A 21,902-nucleotide genomic window follows, 5' to 3' on the forward strand; every position below is an offset into this window, starting at 1 on the left:
CCCCAGTGGTGCGGTCCGGGTGGAAATCCGGTCATGGGGGGAACCGGACAGTCCCCTGCTGTTCGGTCAAGGCCCGCAGCTTCGGCTGCGGGCCTTATTTTTTGCCCGGCGACACGTGTCATCGAAGCGTGAGCGAGATGTGAGCGGCGTGCGGCAGAGTCGTCCTCAGCCGGTTCGGAGAAGTCAGACCTGGGGGATGACCCGAAGAACTGGACCCGGGACCGGTGCGATCTCCTCCCTCTTGATCGCACCGGTCCCGGGTCGGGCTGAAAGGGCCCGCGGCTTCGGCCGCGGGCCCTTCGTCGTTGCCCGGAAACGACTCGTGGGTGGCCCCGCCACAACGGCGAGACCACCCACGAGGACGTTCCGGATGCTTGTCTAGTCCGGCGGGATCCAGGCGAACTGGATGCGCTGCTGACCGTGCTTGCGAGTCACCAGCGTGCCCCGGCCAGGAGGCTGCGGCGACGGCTTGAGGTTGCCGACGATGTTGCCCTCCTCCTTCGAGCCGGACCCGATGAAGATCGGCGCCGAGATCTCCTTCAGCTTGCCGATGATCGGGTCGTACATCGCACGCGACGCACCACCCATGCGGCGGACGACGACGATGTGCAGACCGACGTCCTTGGCCTGCGGGATGAACTCGGCCAGCGGCTGCATGGGGTTCACGCCACCCTGCGGAGCGACCAGGTCGTAGTCGTCGACGATGACGAAGACCTCGGGGCCCTTCCACCAGGAACGGTTCTTGAGCTGTTCCTGCGTGACGTCCGGACCGGGCATGCGGCCCGCGAGCGAGCCCTTGATCTCCAGGACGTTCTGGGTGAACTGCGGGCCCGACACCGCGTACGTGAGCAGGTGGTCGGTGTCGATGTAGCCCAGCATCGTGCGGCGGTAGTCCGCGAGCAGGATCAACGCCTCGGACGAGGTGTAGCCCTGCATGATGCCGCGGACGATCGTGCGCAGGATGTTCGTCTTGCCCGACTCGCCGTCCGCCAGCGCCATGAAGTGCGGGTCCGCGTCGAAGTCCAGGTAGACCGGCGCGAGCTCGTCCTCGTTGACACCGACCGGCACCAGCCGGCCGCGCTGGGGGAAGGTCTGCTGGACGTGCGCCATGAACTGCGCGTGGTCGAGCAGGTCGGGCAGCATGCGGACCTGCGGGGCACGCGGCCCCTGCCACGCCTGCGTGAGCTTCGCGGCGAGGTCCGCGACACCCGCGGTGACGGTGTTCGCGTCCTGCGAGGTGTCGATGCGCGGCAGACCGACGAGGTAGTGCAGCCTGCGCCCGGTGGCACCGTCCAGGGTGATGCCGCGACCGGGACGGCCCGGCGGCACGTTGACGGCGACCTTGCGGTCGACCTCGGACTCGCTCGGGTCACCGAGCCGCAGCTCGAAGCGCGTGCCGAGGAGGTCCTTCATCGCGGGCCGGATCTCCGCCCACCGGCTCGCGCCGACGATGATGTGCACGCCGTAGGACAGACCCTGCGCGGCGAGCGCCTGGATCTGCGGCTCGACCATCTCGAACTCCTGGCGGAAGTTCATCCAGCCGTCGATGACCAGGAACGCGTCACCGAAGGCGTCGTCCTTGATCTCACCGCGACGCTTGCGGTTGCGGAACTCGGCGAGCTCGATGCGCTGGTCGCGCCAGCGGAGTTCACGCTCCGAGATCAGCGTCTGCAACTCGGCCACCATGCGGCGGACCTTGTCGACGTCGAGACGACCGGCGAACCCACCGACGTGCGGCAGGTCCTCCATCGCGGCGAGCGAACCACCACCGAGGTCGATGCAGTAGAACTGCACCTCCTCCGGCGTGTGGGTGAGCGCCATCGACGCGATGATCGTCCTGAGCATCATCGACTTGCCGGACTGCGGGCCGCCGACGATCGCGCCGTGGCCGGCCGCACCGGAGAAGTCCGCCCACAGCAGGTCGCGGCGCTGCTCGAACGGCTTGTCGACGATGCCGACCGGGACCTGCAGCGTGCTGTTGGCCGGGTAACCCGGCGAGGTGAGACCGCGGTCCTGCGTCACGTCGAGCGGCGGCAGCATCGTGTCCATCGTCGCCGGCTCGTTGAGCGGCGGCAGCCACACCTCGTGCGCGGGCGGGCCCTGACCGACGAGGCGATCGACGATGAGCTCGAGCTGGGTCGGCTCGTTCGCGTCCTCCTTGACCGGCTCCGCCACCTTGACGGGCTCGAGCGGACGCTCCGGCTCCTTCGGGATCTCGATGAAGTCCGGCACGAAGAAGCGCGGGCGCTTGTCGCTGCGCACGGCCACCGACTCACCGGCGGACTGCATGCCCGCCGGACGGTAGGTGCCCGAGACGTAGAGCGCCTTGAACCTGGTCAGCGGCATGCCCTGGACGCTGAGGTAACCCGAGCCCGGGATCGGCGGCAGCTCGTAGGCGTCGGGCACACCGATCGCCGCACGGGACTCCGCCGCGTTGAAGGTCTTCAGACCGATCCGGTACGAGAGGAACGTGTCCAGACCGCGCAGCTTGCCCTCCTCCAGTCGCTGCGACGCGAGGAGCATGTGCATCTGCAGCGACCGGCCGACACGACCGATCTGGAGGAAGATGTCGATGAAGTCCGGCTTCGCCGTCAGCATCTCGGAGAACTCGTCGATGCAGATGAAGAGCGCGGGCAGCGGGTCGAGCTGGGCACCGTTCTCACGGGCCTTCTCGTAGTCCCAGACGTTCTTGTAGTTGCCCTTCGCCAGGACCTCCTGACGCCGGGACACCTCGCCCTCGATGGCGTCCTTCATGCGGTCGACGAGGCTGAGGTCGCCGGCGAGGTTGGTGATCGTCGCGGCGACGTGCGGTGCCTTGTCCAGACCGAGGAACGTCGCACCACCCTTGAAGTCGACGAGGATCATGTTGAGCGCCGTCGACGAGTGCGAGGCCAGCAGACCGAGCACCAGCGTGCGGAGGAACTCGGACTTGCCGGAACCGGTCGCGCCGATGCACAGGCCGTGCGGGCCCATGCCGTCCTCGGCCGCTTCCTTGATGTCGAGCTCGACCGCCTGGCCGTGCTCGCCGATGCCGAACGGGATGCGGTAGCGGTCGCGCTTGGGCCGGGGCCGCCACGCCTGCTGCACGTCGAACGTGATCGGGTCGCCGGGGATGCCCATGAACTCGAGCAGCGGCGGGTTGTTGCTCATCGCCAACGGGTCTTCGCCCGAGTCGCCACCGGCCTCACCGGCGGCGCCCATGCGGTAGGGCGACAGACGGCGGGCGAGGGCCTCGGCCTCCACGATCGACAACCGGTCCGGCGCGCCGAACCACTCGACACCGCTCGCGGAACGGGCGCCCAGCTGGTTGTTCTCGACGACGAGACGCAGGCCGCGCCGTGCCGTCAGGTTGCCCAGGCACTCGCTCAGGTCGAGCAGCGTGACGCCGACCAGACCCTCTTCGAGGATGATCATCTCTTCGCGGCTGATGTCGCCGTCGTCGATGACGATCACGATGTGCGGCTGGTCGGGCGGCGGCGGGGCGTTGCGGGTGAACCGCTGCCGGTCGCGCAGGTTCTCGTCCAGCATCGCCTCGATCTCGGCGAGCGAGTTCGCCATCATGCGGCGCTGGCCGATGCCGTCGATGTCGGTGGGGTGCTGCGCGTGCGGCAGCCACTTCGCCCACTCCCACAGCTGCTTGGTGCGGCCCGCGCTGACGACCGCGATCAGCAGGTCGTCCGGGGCGTGGAACGTGACGAGCTGGGCGAGCAGGGCGCGCGCGAGGTCGCGGCGGTCCTCGATCTCACCGAGCAGGCCGACGGCGGCGAACCCGCGCAGTGCGATGGAGATCGGGAGGTCCGGCACGAGCGAGTGGGCGCGCACGAAACGGCGCAGCGCCAGCGTCGCGATCGGCTCGAGCTCCTCGACGGGACCGGTCTGCGGCGGCACCAGGCGGGTCGCGAGGCGCTGCGAGCCCCGTCCCGCGCGCAGGTGGCAGAAGTCCGGGTCGTTCTGACGGCGTTCCCACATGCGCCGGGTGGTGGCGAGCGACCACAGCATCTGCGGGTCCGGGTGCACCCACTCGCGCTCGGCGCGCTGCTCGTCGGCAGCCTCGCGGGCGCGGTCGCGCATCTGGCCGAGGTACCGCAGGTAGTCCTTGCGGTCCTCGTTCATCTCGGCTTTCTTCTGGCCCTTGCCCGAGCCCATGCCGCTCGCCATCATGCCGATGGTCGAGATCATCATCATGCCCGGCATGATCATCGCCGCGGGCTGCCGCGGCATGAAGACGAGCATCATGCCCATCATGCCCATCGACGCCACGATCATGACGACGGGCATCGCCTTCATCATGATGTTGCCGGGGATGATCCGGGGGACCTCGGGTGGCGGTTCGAGGTGGACCTCACCGCCAGGAGGCCGGGGAGCAGCAAGGCGTGCCGTTCGCTTGAACTGCAGCGTGCTCAACTGACAGGCACCTCTTCGACTCGTTACGCCACCAGTAGCAACCGACACTATTGCGCATCCGCGCGCGTCACGAAGGTGGGTCGGGGAAACCCAGTCGAACGTGTTCTGCGAACCACACGTGCAAGAGGCGTCGGTGAGGCCATACTAGGGCCGCCCGGCAACCGTCCAGGTGGACCAATAAGGTCGGGCCGTTGATTTGTTAGCACTGATCTGACTTAGGGGGCCCTGGTGGCGACCGGTACGACGGTGTTCAGCCGTGTCACGGTGGTGGCACCTCGAACGCGTATCGACGTCGCGCTGCCTGCCGACGTGGCGGTGGCCGATCTCCTGCCCATGCTGCTGGACATGGCGAGAGAGGCCACTCCGGACGGTGGTGTGCGGCACGGTGGCTGGTGCCTCGCGAAGCTCGGCGACAACCCGCTCGACCCGGCGCGCACGCTGGCATCGCTCGGCGTCGTCGACGGCGAGCTGCTGCAGTTGCGGCGCCGCAACGAGAATCCGCCGCCGCCGCTGTACGACGACGTCGTCGACGCGATCGCGGAGTCCGATCCGGACTCGTTCCGGCCGTGGACCAAGGAGACCGCGCAGCGGTTCGGTCACCTGGCCGGCTCGCTCGCGCTGATCGCGGCCGCGGTGGCGTTGTTCCTGTCCGGCCCGATCGCGCAGGGCGGTTCCGGCAGCGGTCTCGCGGCCGCCATCGCCGGTGGTGTCGGCGCGATCGCCATGCTGGCGGCCGGCGCGACCATCGCGAGGGCGTACAGCGCGGCGTCGACCGGTGTGCTGATCGCCGCGTGCGGTTCGCTGCCGCTGGCGTTCGTCGCCGGTTTCCACGCCGTGCCCGGTGTCGGGTTCAACCCGAAGATGCTGCTCGCCTCCGCGCTGATGATGATCTTCGCCTGGGGCGGCATCCTGCTGATCGGCCAAGGCATCACGGTGTTCATCGCCGCGGCGACCGGCGGCACGCTCGTGGCGCTGGCGTTCCTCGTCGCGACGTTCGTCGAGCACCCGCTGTACGGCGTCGCCGCCGCGACCGGTGCCGTGGCACTCGCCGCGCTGTCGATGCTGCCCAGCCTCACGCTGCGGCTCGCCAAGATCCCGCCGCCCGTCGTGCCGACGAACGCCGAGGACCTCAAGGAGGACAGCGGCTTCCCGGAGTACGCGGTCATCGAGCGTCGCACGGCCGTCGCGCACGAGTACCTGACGGGCATGATCATCGGCACCGGCGTGGTCGCGGCACTCGCCGCCATCGTCGCCGCGTCCGCCGACACGGTCTGGGGCCCGATCTACGGCGTCATCGTCGCGATCGTGCTGATGATGCGCGGCCGGGCGTACGCGAACGGCGCACAGGCCGTCGCGCTGCTGTCGACCGGCATGTTCGCCAGCGCGGGCATCCTGCTGGGCTGGCTGATCGCGTCGACCTCGTTCGACCGCGTCGCGTTCGTCTTCGGCACGCTGCTGGTGCTGGGCGCGCTCGCGCTCGTGCTCGGCGTGATCTTCCCCGGCCAGAAGTTCTCGCCGCCGTTGCGCCGCACCGTCGACATCATCGAGGCGATCCTGATCGCCTCCGTGCTGCCGCTGGCGCTCGCGGTCATGGACATGTACCAGGTCTTCCGAGGCCTGATCACGCTATGAGGACCGGCATCAGGCGCACCACGGCGGCCGCGACCGCCGGACTGCTTCTGCTGGTGGGGACGCTGCCACAGGCCTCCGCTCAGCCGTCCTCGACGCCGGCGGCCGCGAGGTCGAACTCGGTGCCGCCTCCGCTCCCGCCCGGCACCCAGCCGCCGGCGGACGAGGGCAAGCCGGACGTGCCGTACGAGCGCACCAACAAGGGGTGCGTCGAGTCCGACACCAAGAGCGAGCTGATCAAGGAGAAGCCCTTCGGCCAGGTCTACCTGAACCTGGAGCAGGCCCATCAGTTCGCCACGGGCAAGGGCGTCAAGATCGCGATCATCGACACCGGCGTCGACCCGCGCAACCCGCGCTTCGGCAACAGGGTCGAGGGCGGCGGTGACTACGTCTCCAACCAGAACGGCATCGACGACTGCGACGGCCACGGCACCGAGGTGGCCGGCGTCGCCGCGGCGGCCAAGACCGAGGGCGACTTCATCGGCGCCGCACCGGCGGCGACGATCCTCGCGATCCGCCAGACCAGCGACCGCTTCGAGTTCAAGGGCAACGCGGCCAACCCGGAGAAGCGCGCCTCGGCCGGCAAGGTCGGGACGCTCGCGCAGGCCATCGTCCGCGCGGCCAACAGGGACGCGAAGGTCATCAACATCTCGTTGACGAACTGCAGCAGCCCCAAGGGTTTCAGCGCGGACGACCAGAAGCTGCAGGCCGCCATCCGGTACGCGGTGGACGTCAAGAACGTCGTGATCGTCACGGCGGCCGGCAACCTCAGCGACCAGGGCACCGGCTGCGCCACGCAGAACAACAACCTCGACCCCACCAACGTGAACTCGGTCTCGTCGCCGGCGTGGTTCGCCGACGACGTGCTGTCCGTGGGCTCGATCGCGCGCTCGGGCGAGGTCTCGTCGTTCAGCGTCTGGGGTCCGTGGGTCAGCATCGCCGCGCCGGGCGAGGAGATCATCTCCGTCGACCCCAAGGGCACCGGCCTGACGAACGCGAACGTCACCGCGCAGGGCGTGCAGGACATCAAGGGCACGAGCTTCGCGTCCCCGTACGTCGCGGGCATCACGGCGCTGGTGCGCGAGCGGTTCCCGAACCTCAACGCGCGTCAGGTGATGCAGCGCCTCAAGGCCACGGCCCTGCACCCCGGCAACGTGTCCGGCAAGGACAACAAGACCGGCTTCGGCATGGTCAACCCGGTGGCGGCGCTGACCGCCGTGCTGCCGGGCGAGTCGGCCGGGTTCAAGGCCGCGGAACCGCGTGAGATGAACACCGACGTCACCCCGCCGCCGGGGCTCGACTGGCCGCCGATCATCGTGGCGCTGAGCGGAATCGGTGTCGGTGGCGCGCTGCTGATGCTGACGCTGATCGTGCGCAACTCGCTCAACCGCCGCCGCGGCAGTCCCGTCTAGCTGTCGCACTCCAGCGGAAACGGCCTCGCTCGATCGAGCGAGGCCGTTCGCGTCATCGGGTCACGGGTGGAACCAGGATCCGCAGAGGACCCTGCTGTTGCTCCCCGGCGTTTCGAAGCAGGTGCGCCACCAGTAGGTGTTGCCGTGCGACTCGATGCCGGTCAGATAGGCCTCGCGCCGCAGCCCCAGGCGTCCGTCCCAGCGCGCCGGGTTGCTGCTCGTGGCGCGGTCCATCCAGATGGACCTCATCACGCCGCCGTTGCCACCCTGCGCGTTGCCGTAGGTGAACGAGATGGTGTTCCAGTAGACGCCGATGTACTCCTTGTGCTCGACGGCGGCGGCGGGAACCGCGCCCATCACGAGCCCGACGGCAGCAACCGCCGCGATCAGAACTTTCCGCATCGAAATACCCCCGAAAAGACCAACAGATACGACCGAAAAGCCTAATGTCGATCTTGTGGTCCCGCCACCGGAGCTGACCGCGGCCACGGCACGCCGCCCAGCGCGAACGCCGACGAACGTCAGTCGTCGTCGCCGATCGTCTTCGGCGCGGCCTTCTTGGGCTTGCCGAGCAGGTCGTCGATCGAGCCGGTGAGCCGCTGCCTCGGCTTGTGTTCCTTGTCGCCGCCCTGCTGGCCGCCGCCCATGCCCCCCATCATCGGCGCCATGCCGCCCATCATGCCTGCGCCACCAGGGGCCCCAGGACGGCCACCGGCAGCCGCGGCGGGCTGAGCGGCCCCCGCACCCCCGTTCGCCGCCGGAACCTGCTCAGCGACGCCTGTGGCGCCTCCGAACTGCATCGGCTGCGGGGCCGCCGCGGCAGGAGCGCCGACCGAGCCGACACCACCGCCGACTCCGCCCCCGCCACCACCGGTCGAGCCGCCCGCACCCGTGCCCGCCGCGGCCGTGACCGAGGCCTTGGCCGGTTCGGGCAGCTTGGCCTCGGGCTTGGCCGGCGCCGTGTAGGTCCAGTTCTGCTCGGGGTACTTGTGCTCCATCCGCACGGCACCGAACCCACCGACCTCGCCGGACACCCCGTCGCACAGCTTCAGGAACGCCTCGAGCACCTGCCGCGCGGACTCGTGCAGTTCGCGGACGGGGTCCTTGAGCTCCTCGATGTGCCTGATCGCGCGCTGGTCGCCGTCGAGCGGCAGCGCGGCAGTGCCGGACACGGAGTCGGCGGCGTCGGCGAGCACGTGCGCCATGTCCTGCACGATGACGCGAACGCCGTCCGCGGTCTCCTCCAGCGCGTCCGCCATCGCGTTCATCGCGTCGGCCATGTCGCCGCCCGCGAGCCCCACCTTGCGCATGTGGTCGAGGAACGCGTCGGCGTCCTTGCCCTCCCACCGCGCGTCGACCCCACCCAGCGGCGCCGTGACGTGGTTGTTGACCGCCTCGGTCACCTTCGCGGCCTTGCGCCAGCGTTCGGCTTCCTCACGCAGGTCGTTCCAGTCGCCCACCAGCGGGTCGAAGAAGTCGTGCACGAGGTCCACGACACCGAGCTTGCGGCTGACCCGCGAGAGGTAGTCGAGCTCGGGACCGACCTCGGCCGCGATCTGCTTGCCGTCCTTGGTCACCACAGCCCCTACCGCCTGTCGGCCTTCTTGATGGCCTGCATGCTCTCCTCGTCGCCCTGCCCGTACTGCCGGGCGACGGCGTGCAGACCCTTCGAAGCCGCGTCGAGAGCCTCGCAGGCGCGGCCGAGCTGCGAGTTGAGCAACTCGGCGGCACGCGCGTAACCCTGAGCCGTGCCGACGGTTCTGCCGATCTCGCCGAACGACTGGGGGCGCAGCGGGGACACCTTCATGGCGTCCCGCACCCGCCTCAGGTCGTCCGTCGTCCCGTCGATGCGGTCGGCGTACTTCTCCAACCACTGGGCATCGACGCTGATCCGACCGGCCAAGACTCTGTCCCCCTACGACACTCCGGGTGCACTTCGTCGCATTCGACGGTGATGCACCCGGAGTGGTTCCGCTACTTCTGCTGAACCGCCTGCGGATCCTTGATGGCGCCCTTGCCGGGGATCGGGATCGAGTCGTAGCTGCGGTTGGCCTCGTTCTTGTTGAGCTGCGGACCCATCGGCAGCAGGCTCAGGATCTGGTTCGGCGCCGGCGGGAACGTCCCGTCGAGCCCCAGCGCCCCCGCCGTGGCCGCGTCCGGCACGCCGTAGCGGACACCGCGACCCGTGACGATCTGCACCGGACCGGTCCCGAAGTCGTTCTTGCCCTGGCTCGCCCGCACGACGGCGGCCTTGCCCGGCAGCATCAGGAACTGGTCGATGATCTCGCCGCCCGCACCCGGCGAACCGAGCTCGGCCGGGGTCATGTCCTTCGGGCCCGGCAGTGCGGAGCCGATCGTCACCGTCGTGTGCTCGGCCCTGTTGTCGGCGGTGACGTTCTCCGCCTTCCAGCCCAGGCACAGCACCACGTTGTTGGCGTTCGGCTCGAGCGTGGCCGGGATCTTCTCCGGGTACGAGGTGAGCTCGAGCGGCTTCTTCGGGTCGCGGTGGTTCGAGATCGCGCTCGGGGAGAGCCTGATCGCCGCGCGGTTGTTCGAGTAGGCGTAGCGCAGCAGGTCGCCGACCGTCTCGTCGACGGTCTGGAAGCCGTCCTCCAGCGCGACCATGGACTCGAAGCCGTTCTGGCGCTCGACCTGGACGACCTCACCGATGTTGACCTTGGTCTCGGTGACGTACGTGGCCTGCTTGCCCTGGTTCGCCATGACCGGCGCGATCAGCGGCGCGACCTCGGGGATCGCGTTGAGCAGCGCCGTGCTGATCGCGCGGGGCTTCTTGCCCGTCAGCTTGAGGGCGTTGACGACCTTGTCGTTCTTCAGGTCCACCTCGGCGCGGACCGTCGACGACGAGATGTCGCGCAGGTTCTGCGGCGTCTTGTAGATCAGGTACGACTTCTTCGCGCCGGTGCGCTGCTGCACCAGCACCGCCTCGCCGCCCAGGTCCGCGTTGCCACCGCTGACGCCCGCGATCACGGAGGTCTTGATCTGGTTCTCCGCCGCCTGGTCCTCGCGGAACTTGTCGAGCTGGAGGGTGTCGCAGACCGACCACTGCGCGTCGATGCGGAGGTCCTGCTTCGGCAGCACGTCCGGCGCGTCCGGCAGACCGGTGAGCCTGCCGCGCGGCAGGTTCGCCAGTGCCTTCTCGCTCACGAGCTTCGGGGTGCCGCCGGCCGCCTCCGCAACAGCGCCCGCCGTGCCGGCCGGTGCGTCGCCGCCGCCCTGACCCTGCTGGGCGTCGGGGCTGTTGCGCGAGAGCCAGAGCAGCCGGGCCGACGCCAGGTTCGTCATCGGGATCAACCGCCGCGGCGCGTTGTCGACGACGTAGACCTGGCCGGTCTCCTTGCTGATGGCGATCTGCGTCTCGTTGTCGAGCTTCGGGGCCGGGCTGAAGAGTCCGACCACGAGGAAGCCGATGAGACCGACGACGCCCAGGACGACACCCACCGCTGTCGCACGCGAGTGGTTGCGCATGGGGTCGTGCAGCATCACCGAATCTCTGCGGACCAGAGCGGACTGCATCCGCCGCAGGACGAATTGGTAGGCCTGGACCTGTGACTTGGTGGTGGGTGTTGATGCCATTCTCGGCTCGCTGCTCTCCCAGTCGCGGTACGGTTCGGCAGGATAGCCGGACGCAGGTTGCTCCGTGGGCCGGTTCGCCAAGCCCACCGACCATCGAGGGGAAAGAGACCACAACGGATGTCCGTGACCACTCCACATCCGCCCCGGCCCAACCCAGGGATGGCACGGCCGCAGGGACCTGGCCCTAACCAGCCGGCACCCGCGCCTCCGCGTCCGGTCGGGCGTGTCCGTCGCAGAGCCGCGGGCGTGAGCCTCGGCTCGTTGCCCGTGTCGAACGTAGTCACGATCGAGGTCGGTCTCGCCATCGCCCTCCTCGTGCTGGCGATCATGGGCGTCAAGCAGGGCGACGCGCTGAACGTCGTCTCCGTCTCGATCGCCGGCGGTGTGCTCTTCATCGCACTCGTCCTGGCGTTCACCCGATCGCGTGGCCGCTGGCTCACCCAGTGGATCGGCGTCCGCCTGCGCTACAACTTCCGGTCGCACAGCCGCACCGCGAACCGCCAGGAGCCGACGGAGTCCAAGCCCGGCGACGACGAGTTGCAGGTGCTCGGCCCGGAGGACCCGCGCGTCGCGTTGCTGCGCCTCGCGATCCCGGACCTGGTGATCGCGAAGGGCGTCGACCACGAACGCCGTCCGCTCGCGCTGTCGTGGCACGACGGCGTGTGGACCGCGGTGCTGCTGGTCGACCCGACGCCGCCGCTGATCTCCGCGGTCGGCTCGGCCCCGTCACTGCCCCTGGGAGCGCTCACACCGTGCCTCGAGGACCGCGGTGTCGTGCTCGACGCGATCACCGTGATCTGGCACTGCTACCCCGGCAGCGCGGCACTTCCGCCGAACTCGCCGGCCATCAGCTCGTACATGGAGGTGCTCGGCCCGCTGCCCGCGGCGGCCCGGCGCACCACGTGGATCACGGTCCGGCTGGACCCGCGCCGCTGTGGTGAGGCGATCCGGGAGCGCGGCGGCGGCGTCGTCGGGGCGCACCGGGCGTTGATCGGCGCGTTGTCCCGCGTCCGCAACGCCCTGGAGTCCGCGGGCGTCACGATCCGCCCGCTCGACTCGGACGAACTGCTGCGCGCGGCGATCTCGTCGGCCGAGCTCACCGCGGCCGTCGGCAACACGAACCCCGTGTCGCTGCGGGAGAAGTGGGCCGGTGTCACCGCCGGCGGCGTCGGCCACGCGAGCTACGCGATCACCGGCTGGCCGTCCAAGGGCCTCAAGGGCAACCTGAACGCGCTGACCGGTGTGCGCGCTCTCTCGTCGACGCTCGCGATGTCGATCTCGCCGTCCCGTGAGGACGGTCAGGTCTCGCTGCGCGGCCTGGTGCGGGTGAGCGCCCGCACGCCGAGCGAGCTCGACAGGGCCGAGGACCAGCTCTCGAAGCTGGGTGACAAGCTCGACATCACGCTGACCCCGTTGCGGGGCATGCAGCTCGCGGGCCTGGCCGCGACGCTGCCGCTGGGAGGTGTGGCATGAGCTCGTCGTCCCGTCTGGTCGACTCGCGCGGCCGCGGCGCGGTGGCACCGGAGTTCCTGGTGTCGCCGAACATGCTCGACCTGGTCAGCCCCAGCGGTGACCGCGGCGGCATGATGCTCGGCCAGGGTGTGAAGGGCGAGCCGCTCAGCGTGTCCGTGCTGCGCCCGACGCCGACCCGCATGGTGGTCGTCGGCGGCCTGTACCTCGCCCGCCAGATCGCGTTGCGCGCCATGGCGACCGGAGCGTGGATCATCATCGCGACCGGCCGCCCGCAGGCGTGGCAGCCGGTGGTGCGCGCCGCGGGCCAGGGCCCGGACGGCCGTCCGTCTCAACTGGTGCAGCTGCGTCGCCTGTCCCCGGCGGACCTCCCGAGGCCGACCGAGGACATGCCACTGCTGGTGATCCACGACGGCGGCCACGTCCCGCAGGAGCTGTTCCCGCCACGTGCGCCGTGGCAGACCACGATGTACGTGCTGCCGTACCTGCACCCGCAGGCATCGTCCACGGCGAACAACGCGGACCTCGTGCTGCTGCAGCGCCTCCCGATGGGCCAGGCGCAGCTCGCCGGTCAGATGTGGCGCCTGCGCCCGCAGATGTTCCAGCAGCTCACGCAGCTCAAGGACGACCAGGTCATCGCCATGGGCCAGGACATGTGGGCACACCTCCGCCTCTACACGACCCCGGCCGAACAGCAGATCCTCGGAGCAGTCCGCCGAGGCGATTGAGACGCTGGACGAAATAGGCGAAACTTGCGCCCCGAACGGACAACCGTTCGGGGCGCAATTGTTTTGTAAAGAGATCAGCAGTACCAACTAATTCACAGGCGCAAGCAAATCTGTTGATTCGGCATTCGATGGCAATGTCGTGGACCGTCTTGTGCGCATTCAGTCCGCACCACTAAGAAAATTCTCACTGCACAACCCTGCGACGAGGGAGCTTGCTGCTATGGGAGAATCGTGGGCCAGACGAGCGGCCGGAATCGGACTGGTGGCGGGCACTGCGCTCGCCCTGTCGTCCGTCTCCGCCACCGCTGCGCCCGAGGGGGAGATTCGCAACCTCGGTGCGTCCAACGCGGTCAAGGACAACTACATCGTCGTGCTGAAGGACATGAGCACGGCAAGCGTGGACAACCTCAGCGCTAAGTACGGCGCGAAGGTGAAGCACTCTTACAAGTCCGCTTTGCGCGGCTTCTCCGCGCAGATGTCCGAATCCCAGGCGAAACGCCTGGCGGCAGACCCGGCAGTCGCCTACGTCGAACAGGACGCCGAGGTCCGCATCTCCGACACCCAGACCCCGACCCCGTCCTGGGGCCTCGACCGAATCGACCAGCGAGCACTCCCGCTGGACAACAGCTACACCTACCCGAACAAGGGCACCGGCGTCACCGCGTACATCATCGACACCGGCATCCGAATCACCCACACCGACTTCGGCGGCCGCGCCGTCTCCGGCACCGACACCGTCGACAACGACGCGGACGCCAACGACTGCAACGGCCACGGAACCCACGTCGCGGGCACCGTGGGCGGCACGAAGTACGGCGTGGCGAAGGACGTGAAGCTCGTAGCCGTCCGAGTCCTCAACTGCTCGGGCTCAGGCACCTTCGCAGGCGTCATCGCAGGCATCGACTGGGTCACCGCGGACGTCCAGGCCAACCCGGCCCGCAAGCCCGCAGTCGCCAACATGTCCCTGGGCGGCGGCGCCAACCAAACCGTCGACGACGCCGTGAAGCGCTCGATCGCCGCAGGCGTCACCTACGGCCTGGCAGCAGGCAACGACAACGGCGGCAACGCCTGCAACACCTCGCCGGCCCGAACCCCGGAAGCCATCACGGTGGGCTCCACGGACCGCACAGACGCCCGCAGCTCGTTCTCGAACCTGGGCAACTGCCTCGACATCTTCGCGCCGGGCCGAGACATCACCAGCGCCTGGCTGACGAACGACGAGGCCACCAACACCATCAGCGGCACCTCGATGGCCACCCCGCACGTGGTAGGCGCAGCAGCCGTCTACCTCGGCTCGTCCCCCACCGCCACCCCGCAGCAGGTCCGAGACGCCCTCGTTGACAACGCCACCTCAGACGTTGTCACCACCCCCGGAACCGGCTCCCCGAACAAGCTCCTGCACATCACCGGCACCGCCCCCGGCAACCCCCCGGGCCAGTGCCCGGCAGTCACGAACGACACCGACACGGCAATCCCGGACGCCAGCGAGGTCAAGTCCCCGATCACCATCGCGGACTGCAACGGCAAGGCCAGCGCCACCGCCTCGGTGAAGGTGGCCATCAAGCACACCTACCGAGGCGACCTGGAACTGTCCCTGATCGCCCCGTCAGGAGCAACGAAGGTCCTGAAGGTCAGCAGCGGCTCAGACAGCGCTGACGACCTCAACGCCACCTACGCGATCAACGTGGCCGCAGAGGACGCCAACGGCACCTGGCAACTGCGAGTCCGCGACCTCTACCGCCAGGACACGGGCCACATCGACTCCTGGACCCTCGACATCTAGCCAGCCCCACCCCCAAACCGCACCACCAGGAGCCCCCGGTCCCCCCGCCGGGGGCTCCACCCTGCAAGGGAAAGACAGGACCCCGCGATGCCGAAGGCGAGCCGTCCAGGCTCTTCGTCCTTAGCGGGCGGTCCAGGCGGTGGGGTCCCATCACGAGTCGCGCCATAGCTCTTGCTGCATGCCTGGAGGGGTGTCAAGCAGGCACGCTTTTCGCCTGCTTGACACCCCTCCAGGCATGTGGCCCGCTCTTGGTGTGACTCGTGATGGGACCCCACCGCCAACGCAACCAAACTAAGCAACGCGCAGCCGCCCAACGCAACAGGCGTGCCATCTACCCACGCACGGCGCGGGCCCCCTGATCAGATTGCCGGGGGTCTGGGGGCAGCGCCCCCAGGGGAAGCACGCAACCGCAGGCCCGCCAACGCAACCGGGGAACGCATCCCAACCGGCGCGAAGCCCCCAAGTCAGGAAGACAACGTCCGAACCCGCCGAGTCGCCTCAGCCCGAGCCGCCAACTCCCCATCCCCAGGGAAATCCACCCGAACCAAACACAACCCATGAGCAGGAGCCACGGTAACCCCGCTAGCCCGCCCACTAAGCGACAACAACGACGAAGGCCACCCAACACCCTTCCGCCCCTCCCCAACGGCCAGCAACGCCCCAATGAGCGACCGAACCATCGAGTGGCAGAACGCATCAGCAGACACAAACGCCGTGACAACCCCATCACCAGGGTCCCGCACCAACTCGAGCCTCTGCAGCTCACGAATGGTCGTAGCCCCATCCCGCCGCTTGCAGAACGCGCAAAAGTCGCGCTCCCCCAACAACAACCCGGCGGCAACGTTCATGGCCGAAACGTCCAACGGACGAGGCCAGGCAAGGGTGTCCAACCGCCGCAACGGATGCGCACCGAAGTCGGCATCCGCAACCCGGTACTCGTAGTGCCGCCGCAACGCGGAGAACCGGGCGTCGAAAGCACCAGGCACCACACGGGCACCGAAAACCCGAACATCCGCGGGCAACGCCCGGGCCAGCCTCTTGGGCAGCCCCGCGACATCCACGGACACAGGCAGATCAGCGTGAGCGACCTGTCCGGAGGCGTGCACCCCGGCATCGGTCCGCCCCGCCACGGTCAACGACACGTCTTCCCGCAACACCATGGAAAGCGTGTCCTCGAGCACCCCGCACACGGTGCGCCGGGAAGGCTGCCGAGCCCACCCGGAGAACTCCGTCCCGTCGTACCCGAGATCGAACCGAACACGAACGAGCCCGCCGCTCCCAGAAGAGGGAACGACGGGCTCGTCAGCGTTCAGACTCAGGACTTGTCCTTGGCGGACTCGTCCTTGGCCTCAGCAGACTCCTCGGCCTCGACGGCCTCAGCGGTCGGCTCGCCGTCAACCTCGACAGCGTCATCGGCCTTGGTCTCGTCAGCCTCGACGACAGCCGCGGTCTCAGCCGGCTTCTCGTCCTTGGCGAACTTGGTCTTGCGCGCAGCCTCGGCCTCGGTGGAGACGAGCTTCTGCTGCACCAGCTCGATGATGGCCATGGGGGCGTTGTCGCCCTTGCGCGCCAGCGTCTTGGTGATGCGGGTGTAGCCACCGGAACGGTCGCTGAAGAACGGACCGATCTCGGCGATCAGCTTGTGCACGACGTCCTTGTCGCGGATCACCTTCATGATCTCGCGACGGTTGTGCAGGTCGCCGGCCTTGGCCTTGGAGATGATCTTCTCGGCGTACGGACGCAGCCGCTTCGCCTTGGCCTCAGTGGTCTTGATCCGGCCGTGCTGGAACAGCGCCGTCGCCAGGTTGGCGAGCAGCAGCCGCTCGTGCGCCGGAGACCCACCGAGCCGGGGGCCCTTGGTAGGGGTGGGCATCGCTTGCTCCTGTAGTTACTAAAAGAGATCCTCTAGCTCTGAATCAGAGCGTCAGAGCTGCTCGGTCTCCGCGTAGTCCTGGCCGTCGTCGTGGGTGTCCAGACCGGCACCGGCACCCCAGCCGGAGTCACCGGCGTGGTAGTCGGCAGCAGCCGCGGACGGGTCGAACCCAGGAGGCGAGTCCTTCAGGGCGAGGCCGAGGCCGACGAGCTTCATCTTGACCTCGTCGATCGACTTCGCACCGAAGTTGCGGATGTCCAGCAGGTCCGCCTCGCTGCGCGACACGAGCTCGCCGACGGTGTGGATGCCTTCCCGCTTCAAGCAGTTGTAAGACCGGACCGTGAGGTCCAGGTCCTCGATAGGCATCGCGAACGCGGCGATGGTGTCAGCCTCGGCCGGCGACGGGCCGATCTCGATGCCCTCGGCGTCGATGTTCAGCTCGCGAGCGAGGCCGAACAGCTCAACCAGGGTCTTACCCGCGGAGGCAACTGCGTCCCTCGGAGTGATCGAGGGCTTGCTCTCCACGTCGAGGATCAGCTTGTCGAAGTCCGTACGCTGCTCGACACGAGTGGCCTCGACCTTGTACGTCACCTTGAGAACCGGCGAGTAGATCGAGTCGACGGGGATGCGGCCGATCTCGGCGCCCGCCTGCTTGTTCTGGACAGCCGGGACGTAGCCGCGACCGCGCTCGACGACGAGCTCGATCTCCAGCTTCCCCTTGCCGTTCAGGGTCGCGATGTGCAGGTCGGGGTTGTGCACGGTGACACCGGCCGGAGGCACGATGTCGCCCGCGGTCACCACACCGGGGCCCTGCTTGCGCAGGTACATGGTCACCGGCTCGTCCTCTTCGGACGAGACGACGAGCTCCTTGAGGTTCAGGATGACGTCGGTGACGTCCTCCTTCACCCCGGGAACCGTGGTGAACTCGTGCAGCACGCCGTCGATGCGGATGCTCGTGACAGCAGCACCGGGGATCGACGAGAGCAGCGTGCGGCGGATCGAGTTGCCGAGCGTGTAACCGAAGCCCGGCTCCAGCGGTTCGATGACGAACCGGGAACGGGTCTCGGAGACCGCTTCCTCGGCGAGCGAGGGGCGCTGGGAAATCAGCACTGGGTTCTACCTTTCCGATCAACGACGCCCGCTATTTGACGCCGCCAACAACAGCCAGTCACGAAGACCGGCAAACGCACTCGGCACACCCTTCGCGCCGATGCGGGACCCGACCCGAGCCACCGTCCACAAGAGACGGTGGCTCGGAGAGGATCACTTCGAGTAGAGCTCGACGATGAGCTGCTCGGTGACGGGCGTGTCGATCTGCGCGCGCTCGGGCAGCTGGTGCACGAGGATGCGCAGGTTCGAGGACACGACCTGCAGCCAAGCGGGAATCGGGCGGTCACCGAAGGACGCGCGCGCAGCCTCGAAGGGCAGCGTGGGCATGGACTTCGGCTTCACGTCGATGATGTCGAACTTCGACACCTGGAAGCTCGGGATGTTGACCTTGTGGCCGTTCACGATGAAGTGACCGTGGCTGACCAGCTGGCGAGCCTGGCGACGCGTGCGGGCGAGGCCCGCGCGGTACACCACGTTGTCGAGGCGAGCCTCGAGGATCTGGAGCAGGTTCTCGCCGGTCTTGCCCGGACGGCGAACCGCTTCCTTGTAGTAACGGACGAACTGCTTCTCGAGGACGCCGTAGGTGTAGCGAGCCTTCTGCTTCTCCTGGAGCTGCAGCAGGTACTCGGACTCCTTGACCCGGCCACGGCCATGCTGGCCGGGCGGGTACGGACGGCGCTCGAACGCCTGGTCCCCACCGACGAGGTCAACCTTGAGGCGACGCGAGATGCGCGTCGCGGGTCCCGTATAACGAGCCATGAGTTCTTACTCCTCCCCGTTCCTCAGACCCGGCGCCGCTTGGGCGGGCGGCAGCCGTTGTGGGGCTGCGGGGTCACGTCCTGAATGGTGCCGACCTCGAGACCGGCGGCCTGCAGCGAACGGATCGCGGTCTCACGGCCGGAGCCGGGACCCTTGACGAACACGTCCACCTTGCGCATGCCGTGCTCGGCGGCCTTGCGGGCGGCGTTCTCGGCAGCCATCTGCGCCGCGAACGGCGTGGACTTGCGAGAGCCCTTGAAGCCCACGTGGCCGGCGGACGCCCAGCTGATCACGTTGCCCAGCGGGTCCGTGATGGACACGATGGTGTTGTTGAACGTGCTCTTGATGTGCGCCTGGCCGTGCGAGACGTTCTTCTTTTCCTTGCGCCGGACCTTCTTGACCCCGGCGCCCGTACGGGACTTGGGTGGCAAAACGAACTCCTAAGTTGAGGGCAGTAGACGCGAGGTCTTACTTCTTGCCGGCCTTCTTCTTGCCGGCCACGGTCTTCTTCGGACCCTTGCGGGTACGGGCGTTCGTCTTGGTGCGCTGTCCGCGAACGGGCAGGCCACGACGGTGCCGAAGACCTTCGTAGCAACCGATCTCCATCTTGCGACGGATGTCGGCCGCGACCTCACGGCGAAGGTCACCCTCGACCTTGTAGTTCGTCTCGATGTGGTCCCGCAGCTTGGCGAGGTCGTCGTCCGTCAGATCCTTCACCCGGAGGTCCGGGGAGATCTCCGTGGCGGCGAGCAGCTCCTTGGAGCGCGTACGACCGATGCCGAAGATGTAGGTGAGCGCGATCTCCATCCGCTTTTCGCGGGGGAGGTCTACGCCAGCGAGTCGTGCCATGTGGCGGTTAACTCCTGTCGTTTGACTTCCAGGTCTGCTCCTCGCCCAATTCCGGTGACTGACTCGCTGTGTGTCGTTCCGGCTGCTCTCACAGCCGGTGTCCCGGCCCCGGCCTGGAATCCGGGGGTGTCCGCACGCATGGAGCCCGTGCGGTAGGTGCGAGGAGTGTCTCGTTACTGCGTCATCGAAAGATCTCGACGAGCGCGAGTGGAACTGCTCAGCCCTGGCGCTGCTTGTGGCGCAGGTTCTCGCAGATCACCATGACCCGGCCGTGACGGCGGATCACCTTGCACTTGTCGCAGATCTTCTTGACGCTCGGCTGAACCTTCACGCCTGAGATCTCCTGCTACTGGAGGTCACTTGTAGCGGTAGACGATGCGCCCGCGGGACAGGTCGTAGGGCGAGAGCTCCACGACAACCCGGTCCTCAGGGAGGATGCGGATGTAGTGCTGTCGCATCTTGCCGCTGATGTGCGCGAGTACCTTGTGACCGTTCTCCAACTCGACCCTGAACATCGCGTTGGGGAGCGGCTCGACTACGCGGCCCTCGACCTCAATGGCCCCGTCCTTCTTGCCCATGTCCTCCGCGTTTCGTGACGGTGATAAATACGTTTGGGCGCGTCCCAGCCCGGTTCGATCTCACCTGCGAGGGCATGACAGAACCGGCGCGACAGATGCGCCACCTGACCAGTGTACGCAGTTCACTGCGGCAACCCAAATCGGGTCCGCTGAGACCCCCCGCCGAGCCGCGCACCCCGCTCGAGCACAGGCCTCAGCCGCGCGATGTCGTTGATCTCCGACTCGTGCTTGCCGAGCACGGACTTGAGCGTTCGCAGGCGCTGGGAGGCGGCTCTCCAGCCGTAGCCGGTGTCGTCAGAACACCGCTGAGCTGCGTTGTTGAGTGCGATGTCGCCCGACCCGATGCCGTAAGTCTCCAAACTCGGATCGCCGGGACCGCGCTGGACGAACCCGGCCCGGTCGAGGCACTGCAGCAACGTCGCCCCGTACGAGCGCGTCTCGGCGGCCTCCGGTCCGGACTGGAGCAGGACGTCCCACTCCCGCACGACGACGTCGTGCAGGACCGTGATGCGACTCACGGCGTCGACGTACTCCCACGACGCGGCGGCACGAACGCTGCCGCCACAACCGCCGTCGACAGGTGCCGGCGGGCTGACGAAGTTCGGACGCCGCACGACGACGTCGGAGAACGGCGGTCGGCAGCCCTCCGCCGCCGCGATGGCGTCCGCCAGGAAGATCCGGTCGGCGATCCGCTCCGCCGGCACGTCCTGGTAGGTGAAATCGGTGGCCGGCTTAGAGGCAGCACAGCCTGCAAGTGGAATCAGAAGGGCGGACAGGACGAAACGGGTTACCCCCACAATGCCCCCAAGCATTGGACTCGCTCGTCACCTCGACCGTATCGGCCCTGACAAACGAAATAACCCCGTTCACCGGAGGGTGAACGGGGTCATGTCCAAAACCGTTGGGGCTACTTGCTTTCCTCCGGCGCGGTGAGCACCCAGGGACCGTCCTCGGTGATCGCGACGCTGTGCTCCCAGTGCGCGGCACGGGTGCCGTCGAGCGTGATGACGGTCCAGCCGTCCTCGAGCTCCTGGGAGTCGTCGGTGCCGAGCGTCAGCATCGGCTCGATCGCGATGGCCATGCCGACCTTGAGCCTCGGCCCCTTGCCCGGCTTGCCGAAGTTCGGCAGGAACGGCTCCATGTGCATCTTGGAGCCGATGCCGTGGCCGCCGTAGTCCGCGACCACGCCGTACTCGATGCCGTCGCGCTCCCCCGACTCGATGGCCGAGGACTCGATGGCGAACGAGATGTCCGTGAGCCTGCCGCCGGCCACCGCGGCCTCGATGCCCGCGAGCATCGACAGCCTGGTCGCCTCGGACAGCTTGTGGTCCGCGGGAGACAGCTCACCGACGCCGACCGTGACGGCCGAGTCGCCGTGCCAGTCGTCGAGGATCGCGCCGCAGTCGATGGAGATCAGGTCACCCTCGGCCAGCACCTGCGTCTTGCTGGGGATGCCGTGGACGATCTGGTCGTTCACCGACGCGCAGATGCTCGCCGGGAAGCCGTGGTAGCCCTTGAACGACGGGATGGCGCCGGCGTCGCGGATGGTCTGCTCGGCGATCTCGTCGAGGTCCCACGTGGACACACCGGGCTTCACCGCGTCGACGACGTTCTGCAGGGCCCGTGCCACGACCAGGCCGGAGGCGCGCATGGCCTCCAGCTGGCCGCGGGTCTTGATCTCGATCTTGCTCATGCCTTCACGATCTGTTGCAC

Annotated in this window: 20 protein-coding genes; 5 read left to right on the top strand and 15 right to left on the bottom strand. The window is 68.1% G+C overall.

Annotated features, from left to right (window positions below):
• Positions 1–378: 378 nt before the first annotated feature.
• Positions 379–4,404 carry a type VII secretion protein EccCa gene (gene eccCa, locus PV646_RS07440; protein ID WP_500340732.1) on the bottom strand — a complete coding sequence of 1,342 codons (4,026 nt, stop codon included), beginning with the start codon at positions 4,402–4,404 and terminating at the stop codon, positions 379–381.
• 228 nt (positions 4,405–4,632) lie between these two features.
• Between eccCa and eccD the strand changes: the two genes are divergently transcribed.
• Both eccD and mycP read left to right on the top strand, forming a co-directional pair.
• On the top strand, positions 4,633–6,036 hold the full coding sequence (eccD, locus tag PV646_RS07445) for a type VII secretion integral membrane protein EccD (protein ID WP_500340733.1): 1,404 nt from the start codon (positions 4,633–4,635) through the stop codon (positions 6,034–6,036).
• On the top strand, positions 6,033–7,445 hold the full coding sequence (mycP, locus tag PV646_RS07450; RefSeq protein ID WP_500340734.1) for a type VII secretion-associated serine protease mycosin: 1,413 nt from the start codon (positions 6,033–6,035) through the stop codon (positions 7,443–7,445). The genes eccD and mycP overlap by 4 nt, the downstream gene beginning before the upstream one ends.
• 60 nt (positions 7,446–7,505) lie before the next feature.
• On the opposite strand, the gene PV646_RS07455 is transcribed toward mycP, so the two are convergent.
• From PV646_RS07455 to eccB, 4 genes are all read right to left on the bottom strand, one after another.
• On the bottom strand, positions 7,506–7,847 hold the full coding sequence (locus tag PV646_RS07455) for a hypothetical protein (RefSeq protein ID WP_500340735.1): 342 nt from the start codon (positions 7,845–7,847) through the stop codon (positions 7,506–7,508).
• Positions 7,848–7,966: 119 nt separating this feature from the next.
• On the bottom strand, positions 7,967–9,022 hold the full coding sequence (locus tag PV646_RS07460; RefSeq protein ID WP_500340736.1) for a WXG100 family type VII secretion target: 1,056 nt from the start codon (positions 9,020–9,022) through the stop codon (positions 7,967–7,969).
• An 8-nt stretch (positions 9,023–9,030) separates the two neighbouring features.
• Positions 9,031–9,348, bottom strand: coding sequence for a type VII secretion target (locus PV646_RS07465; RefSeq protein WP_500340737.1), 318 nt, complete (start codon positions 9,346–9,348; stop codon positions 9,031–9,033).
• Between the two features lie 71 nt (positions 9,349–9,419).
• Positions 9,420–11,039, bottom strand: a complete 1,620-nt coding sequence (eccB, locus tag PV646_RS07470) for a type VII secretion protein EccB (RefSeq protein ID WP_500340738.1) — start codon at positions 11,037–11,039, stop codon at positions 9,420–9,422.
• A gap of 267 nt (positions 11,040–11,306) precedes the next feature.
• On the opposite strand from eccB, the gene eccE reads away from it, so the two are divergent.
• From eccE to PV646_RS07485, 3 genes are all read left to right on the top strand, one after another.
• Complete coding sequence (gene eccE, locus PV646_RS07475) at positions 11,307–12,512, top strand: type VII secretion protein EccE (RefSeq protein ID WP_500340739.1); 1,206 nt, start codon at positions 11,307–11,309, stop codon at positions 12,510–12,512.
• A complete protein-coding gene (locus PV646_RS07480; RefSeq protein ID WP_500340740.1) occupies positions 12,509–13,237 on the top strand; it encodes a hypothetical protein in 729 nt (242 codons plus the stop codon). The genes eccE and PV646_RS07480 overlap by 4 nt, the downstream gene beginning before the upstream one ends.
• 220 nt (positions 13,238–13,457) lie before the next feature.
• Positions 13,458–15,020, top strand: a complete 1,563-nt coding sequence (locus tag PV646_RS07485; RefSeq protein ID WP_500340741.1) for a S8 family peptidase — start codon at positions 13,458–13,460, stop codon at positions 15,018–15,020.
• Between the two features lie 464 nt (positions 15,021–15,484).
• Here PV646_RS07485 and truA read toward each other — a convergent pair whose 3' ends face one another.
• The 10 genes from truA to map form a co-directional block, all read right to left on the bottom strand.
• Complete coding sequence (gene truA, locus PV646_RS07490; RefSeq protein WP_500342314.1) at positions 15,485–16,333, bottom strand: tRNA pseudouridine(38-40) synthase TruA; 849 nt, start codon at positions 16,331–16,333, stop codon at positions 15,485–15,487.
• Between the two features lie 2 nt (positions 16,334–16,335).
• On the bottom strand, positions 16,336–16,893 hold the full coding sequence (gene rplQ, locus PV646_RS07495; protein WP_500340742.1) for a 50S ribosomal protein L17: 558 nt from the start codon (positions 16,891–16,893) through the stop codon (positions 16,336–16,338).
• A gap of 51 nt (positions 16,894–16,944) precedes the next feature.
• Positions 16,945–18,003, bottom strand: a complete 1,059-nt coding sequence (locus tag PV646_RS07500; RefSeq protein ID WP_189160782.1) for a DNA-directed RNA polymerase subunit alpha — start codon at positions 18,001–18,003, stop codon at positions 16,945–16,947.
• A 153-nt stretch (positions 18,004–18,156) separates the two neighbouring features.
• On the bottom strand, positions 18,157–18,762 hold the full coding sequence (gene rpsD, locus PV646_RS07505) for a 30S ribosomal protein S4 (RefSeq protein ID WP_189160783.1): 606 nt from the start codon (positions 18,760–18,762) through the stop codon (positions 18,157–18,159).
• 23 nt (positions 18,763–18,785) lie between these two features.
• Positions 18,786–19,193, bottom strand: a complete 408-nt coding sequence (gene rpsK / locus PV646_RS07510; RefSeq protein ID WP_015105236.1) for a 30S ribosomal protein S11 — start codon at positions 19,191–19,193, stop codon at positions 18,786–18,788.
• Between the two features lie 37 nt (positions 19,194–19,230).
• Positions 19,231–19,611, bottom strand: a complete 381-nt coding sequence (gene rpsM, locus PV646_RS07515; RefSeq protein WP_045309821.1) for a 30S ribosomal protein S13 — start codon at positions 19,609–19,611, stop codon at positions 19,231–19,233.
• Positions 19,612–19,828: 217 nt separating this feature from the next.
• Positions 19,829–19,942 carry a 50S ribosomal protein L36 gene (gene rpmJ, locus PV646_RS07520; RefSeq protein ID WP_010148647.1) on the bottom strand — a complete coding sequence of 38 codons (114 nt, stop codon included), beginning with the start codon at positions 19,940–19,942 and terminating at the stop codon, positions 19,829–19,831.
• 25 nt (positions 19,943–19,967) lie between these two features.
• Positions 19,968–20,189 carry a translation initiation factor IF-1 gene (infA, locus tag PV646_RS07525; RefSeq protein WP_005166804.1) on the bottom strand — a complete coding sequence of 74 codons (222 nt, stop codon included), beginning with the start codon at positions 20,187–20,189 and terminating at the stop codon, positions 19,968–19,970.
• Positions 20,190–20,311: 122 nt separating this feature from the next.
• Positions 20,312–20,893 carry a hypothetical protein gene (locus PV646_RS07530; RefSeq protein WP_500340743.1) on the bottom strand — a complete coding sequence of 194 codons (582 nt, stop codon included), beginning with the start codon at positions 20,891–20,893 and terminating at the stop codon, positions 20,312–20,314.
• A 203-nt stretch (positions 20,894–21,096) separates the two neighbouring features.
• Positions 21,097–21,882, bottom strand: coding sequence for a type I methionyl aminopeptidase (gene map / locus PV646_RS07535; protein ID WP_500340744.1), 786 nt, complete (start codon positions 21,880–21,882; stop codon positions 21,097–21,099).
• Positions 21,883–21,902: the final 20 nt, after the last annotated feature.

Source organism: Streptomyces sp. ID05-26A (assembly GCF_033794685.1).
Classification (GTDB): Bacteria; Actinomycetota; Actinomycetes; order Mycobacteriales; family Pseudonocardiaceae; genus Lentzea.

Bases quoted from the DNA above. Each gene is read 5' to 3' on its own strand.
- rpsM (WP_045309821.1), bottom strand. From the start codon at position 19,611: ATGGCACGACTCGCTGGCGTAGACCTCCCCCGCGAAAAGCGGATGGAG.
- rpsD (WP_189160783.1), bottom strand. From the start codon at position 18,762: ATGGCTCGTTATACGGGACCCGCGACGCGCATCTCGCGTCGCCTCAAG.
- mycP (WP_500340734.1), top strand. From the start codon at position 6,033: ATGAGGACCGGCATCAGGCGCACCACGGCGGCCGCGACCGCCGGACTG.
- eccB (WP_500340738.1), bottom strand. From the start codon at position 11,039: ATGGCATCAACACCCACCACCAAGTCACAGGTCCAGGCCTACCAATTC.
- PV646_RS07455 (WP_500340735.1), bottom strand. From the start codon at position 7,847: ATGCGGAAAGTTCTGATCGCGGCGGTTGCTGCCGTCGGGCTCGTGATG.
- PV646_RS07480 (WP_500340740.1), top strand. From the start codon at position 12,509: ATGAGCTCGTCGTCCCGTCTGGTCGACTCGCGCGGCCGCGGCGCGGTG.
- rplQ (WP_500340742.1), bottom strand. From the start codon at position 16,893: ATGCCCACCCCTACCAAGGGCCCCCGGCTCGGTGGGTCTCCGGCGCAC.
- infA (WP_005166804.1), bottom strand. From the start codon at position 20,189: ATGGGCAAGAAGGACGGGGCCATTGAGGTCGAGGGCCGCGTAGTCGAG.
- map (WP_500340744.1), bottom strand. From the start codon at position 21,882: ATGAGCAAGATCGAGATCAAGACCCGCGGCCAGCTGGAGGCCATGCGC.
- PV646_RS07485 (WP_500340741.1), top strand. From the start codon at position 13,458: ATGGGAGAATCGTGGGCCAGACGAGCGGCCGGAATCGGACTGGTGGCG.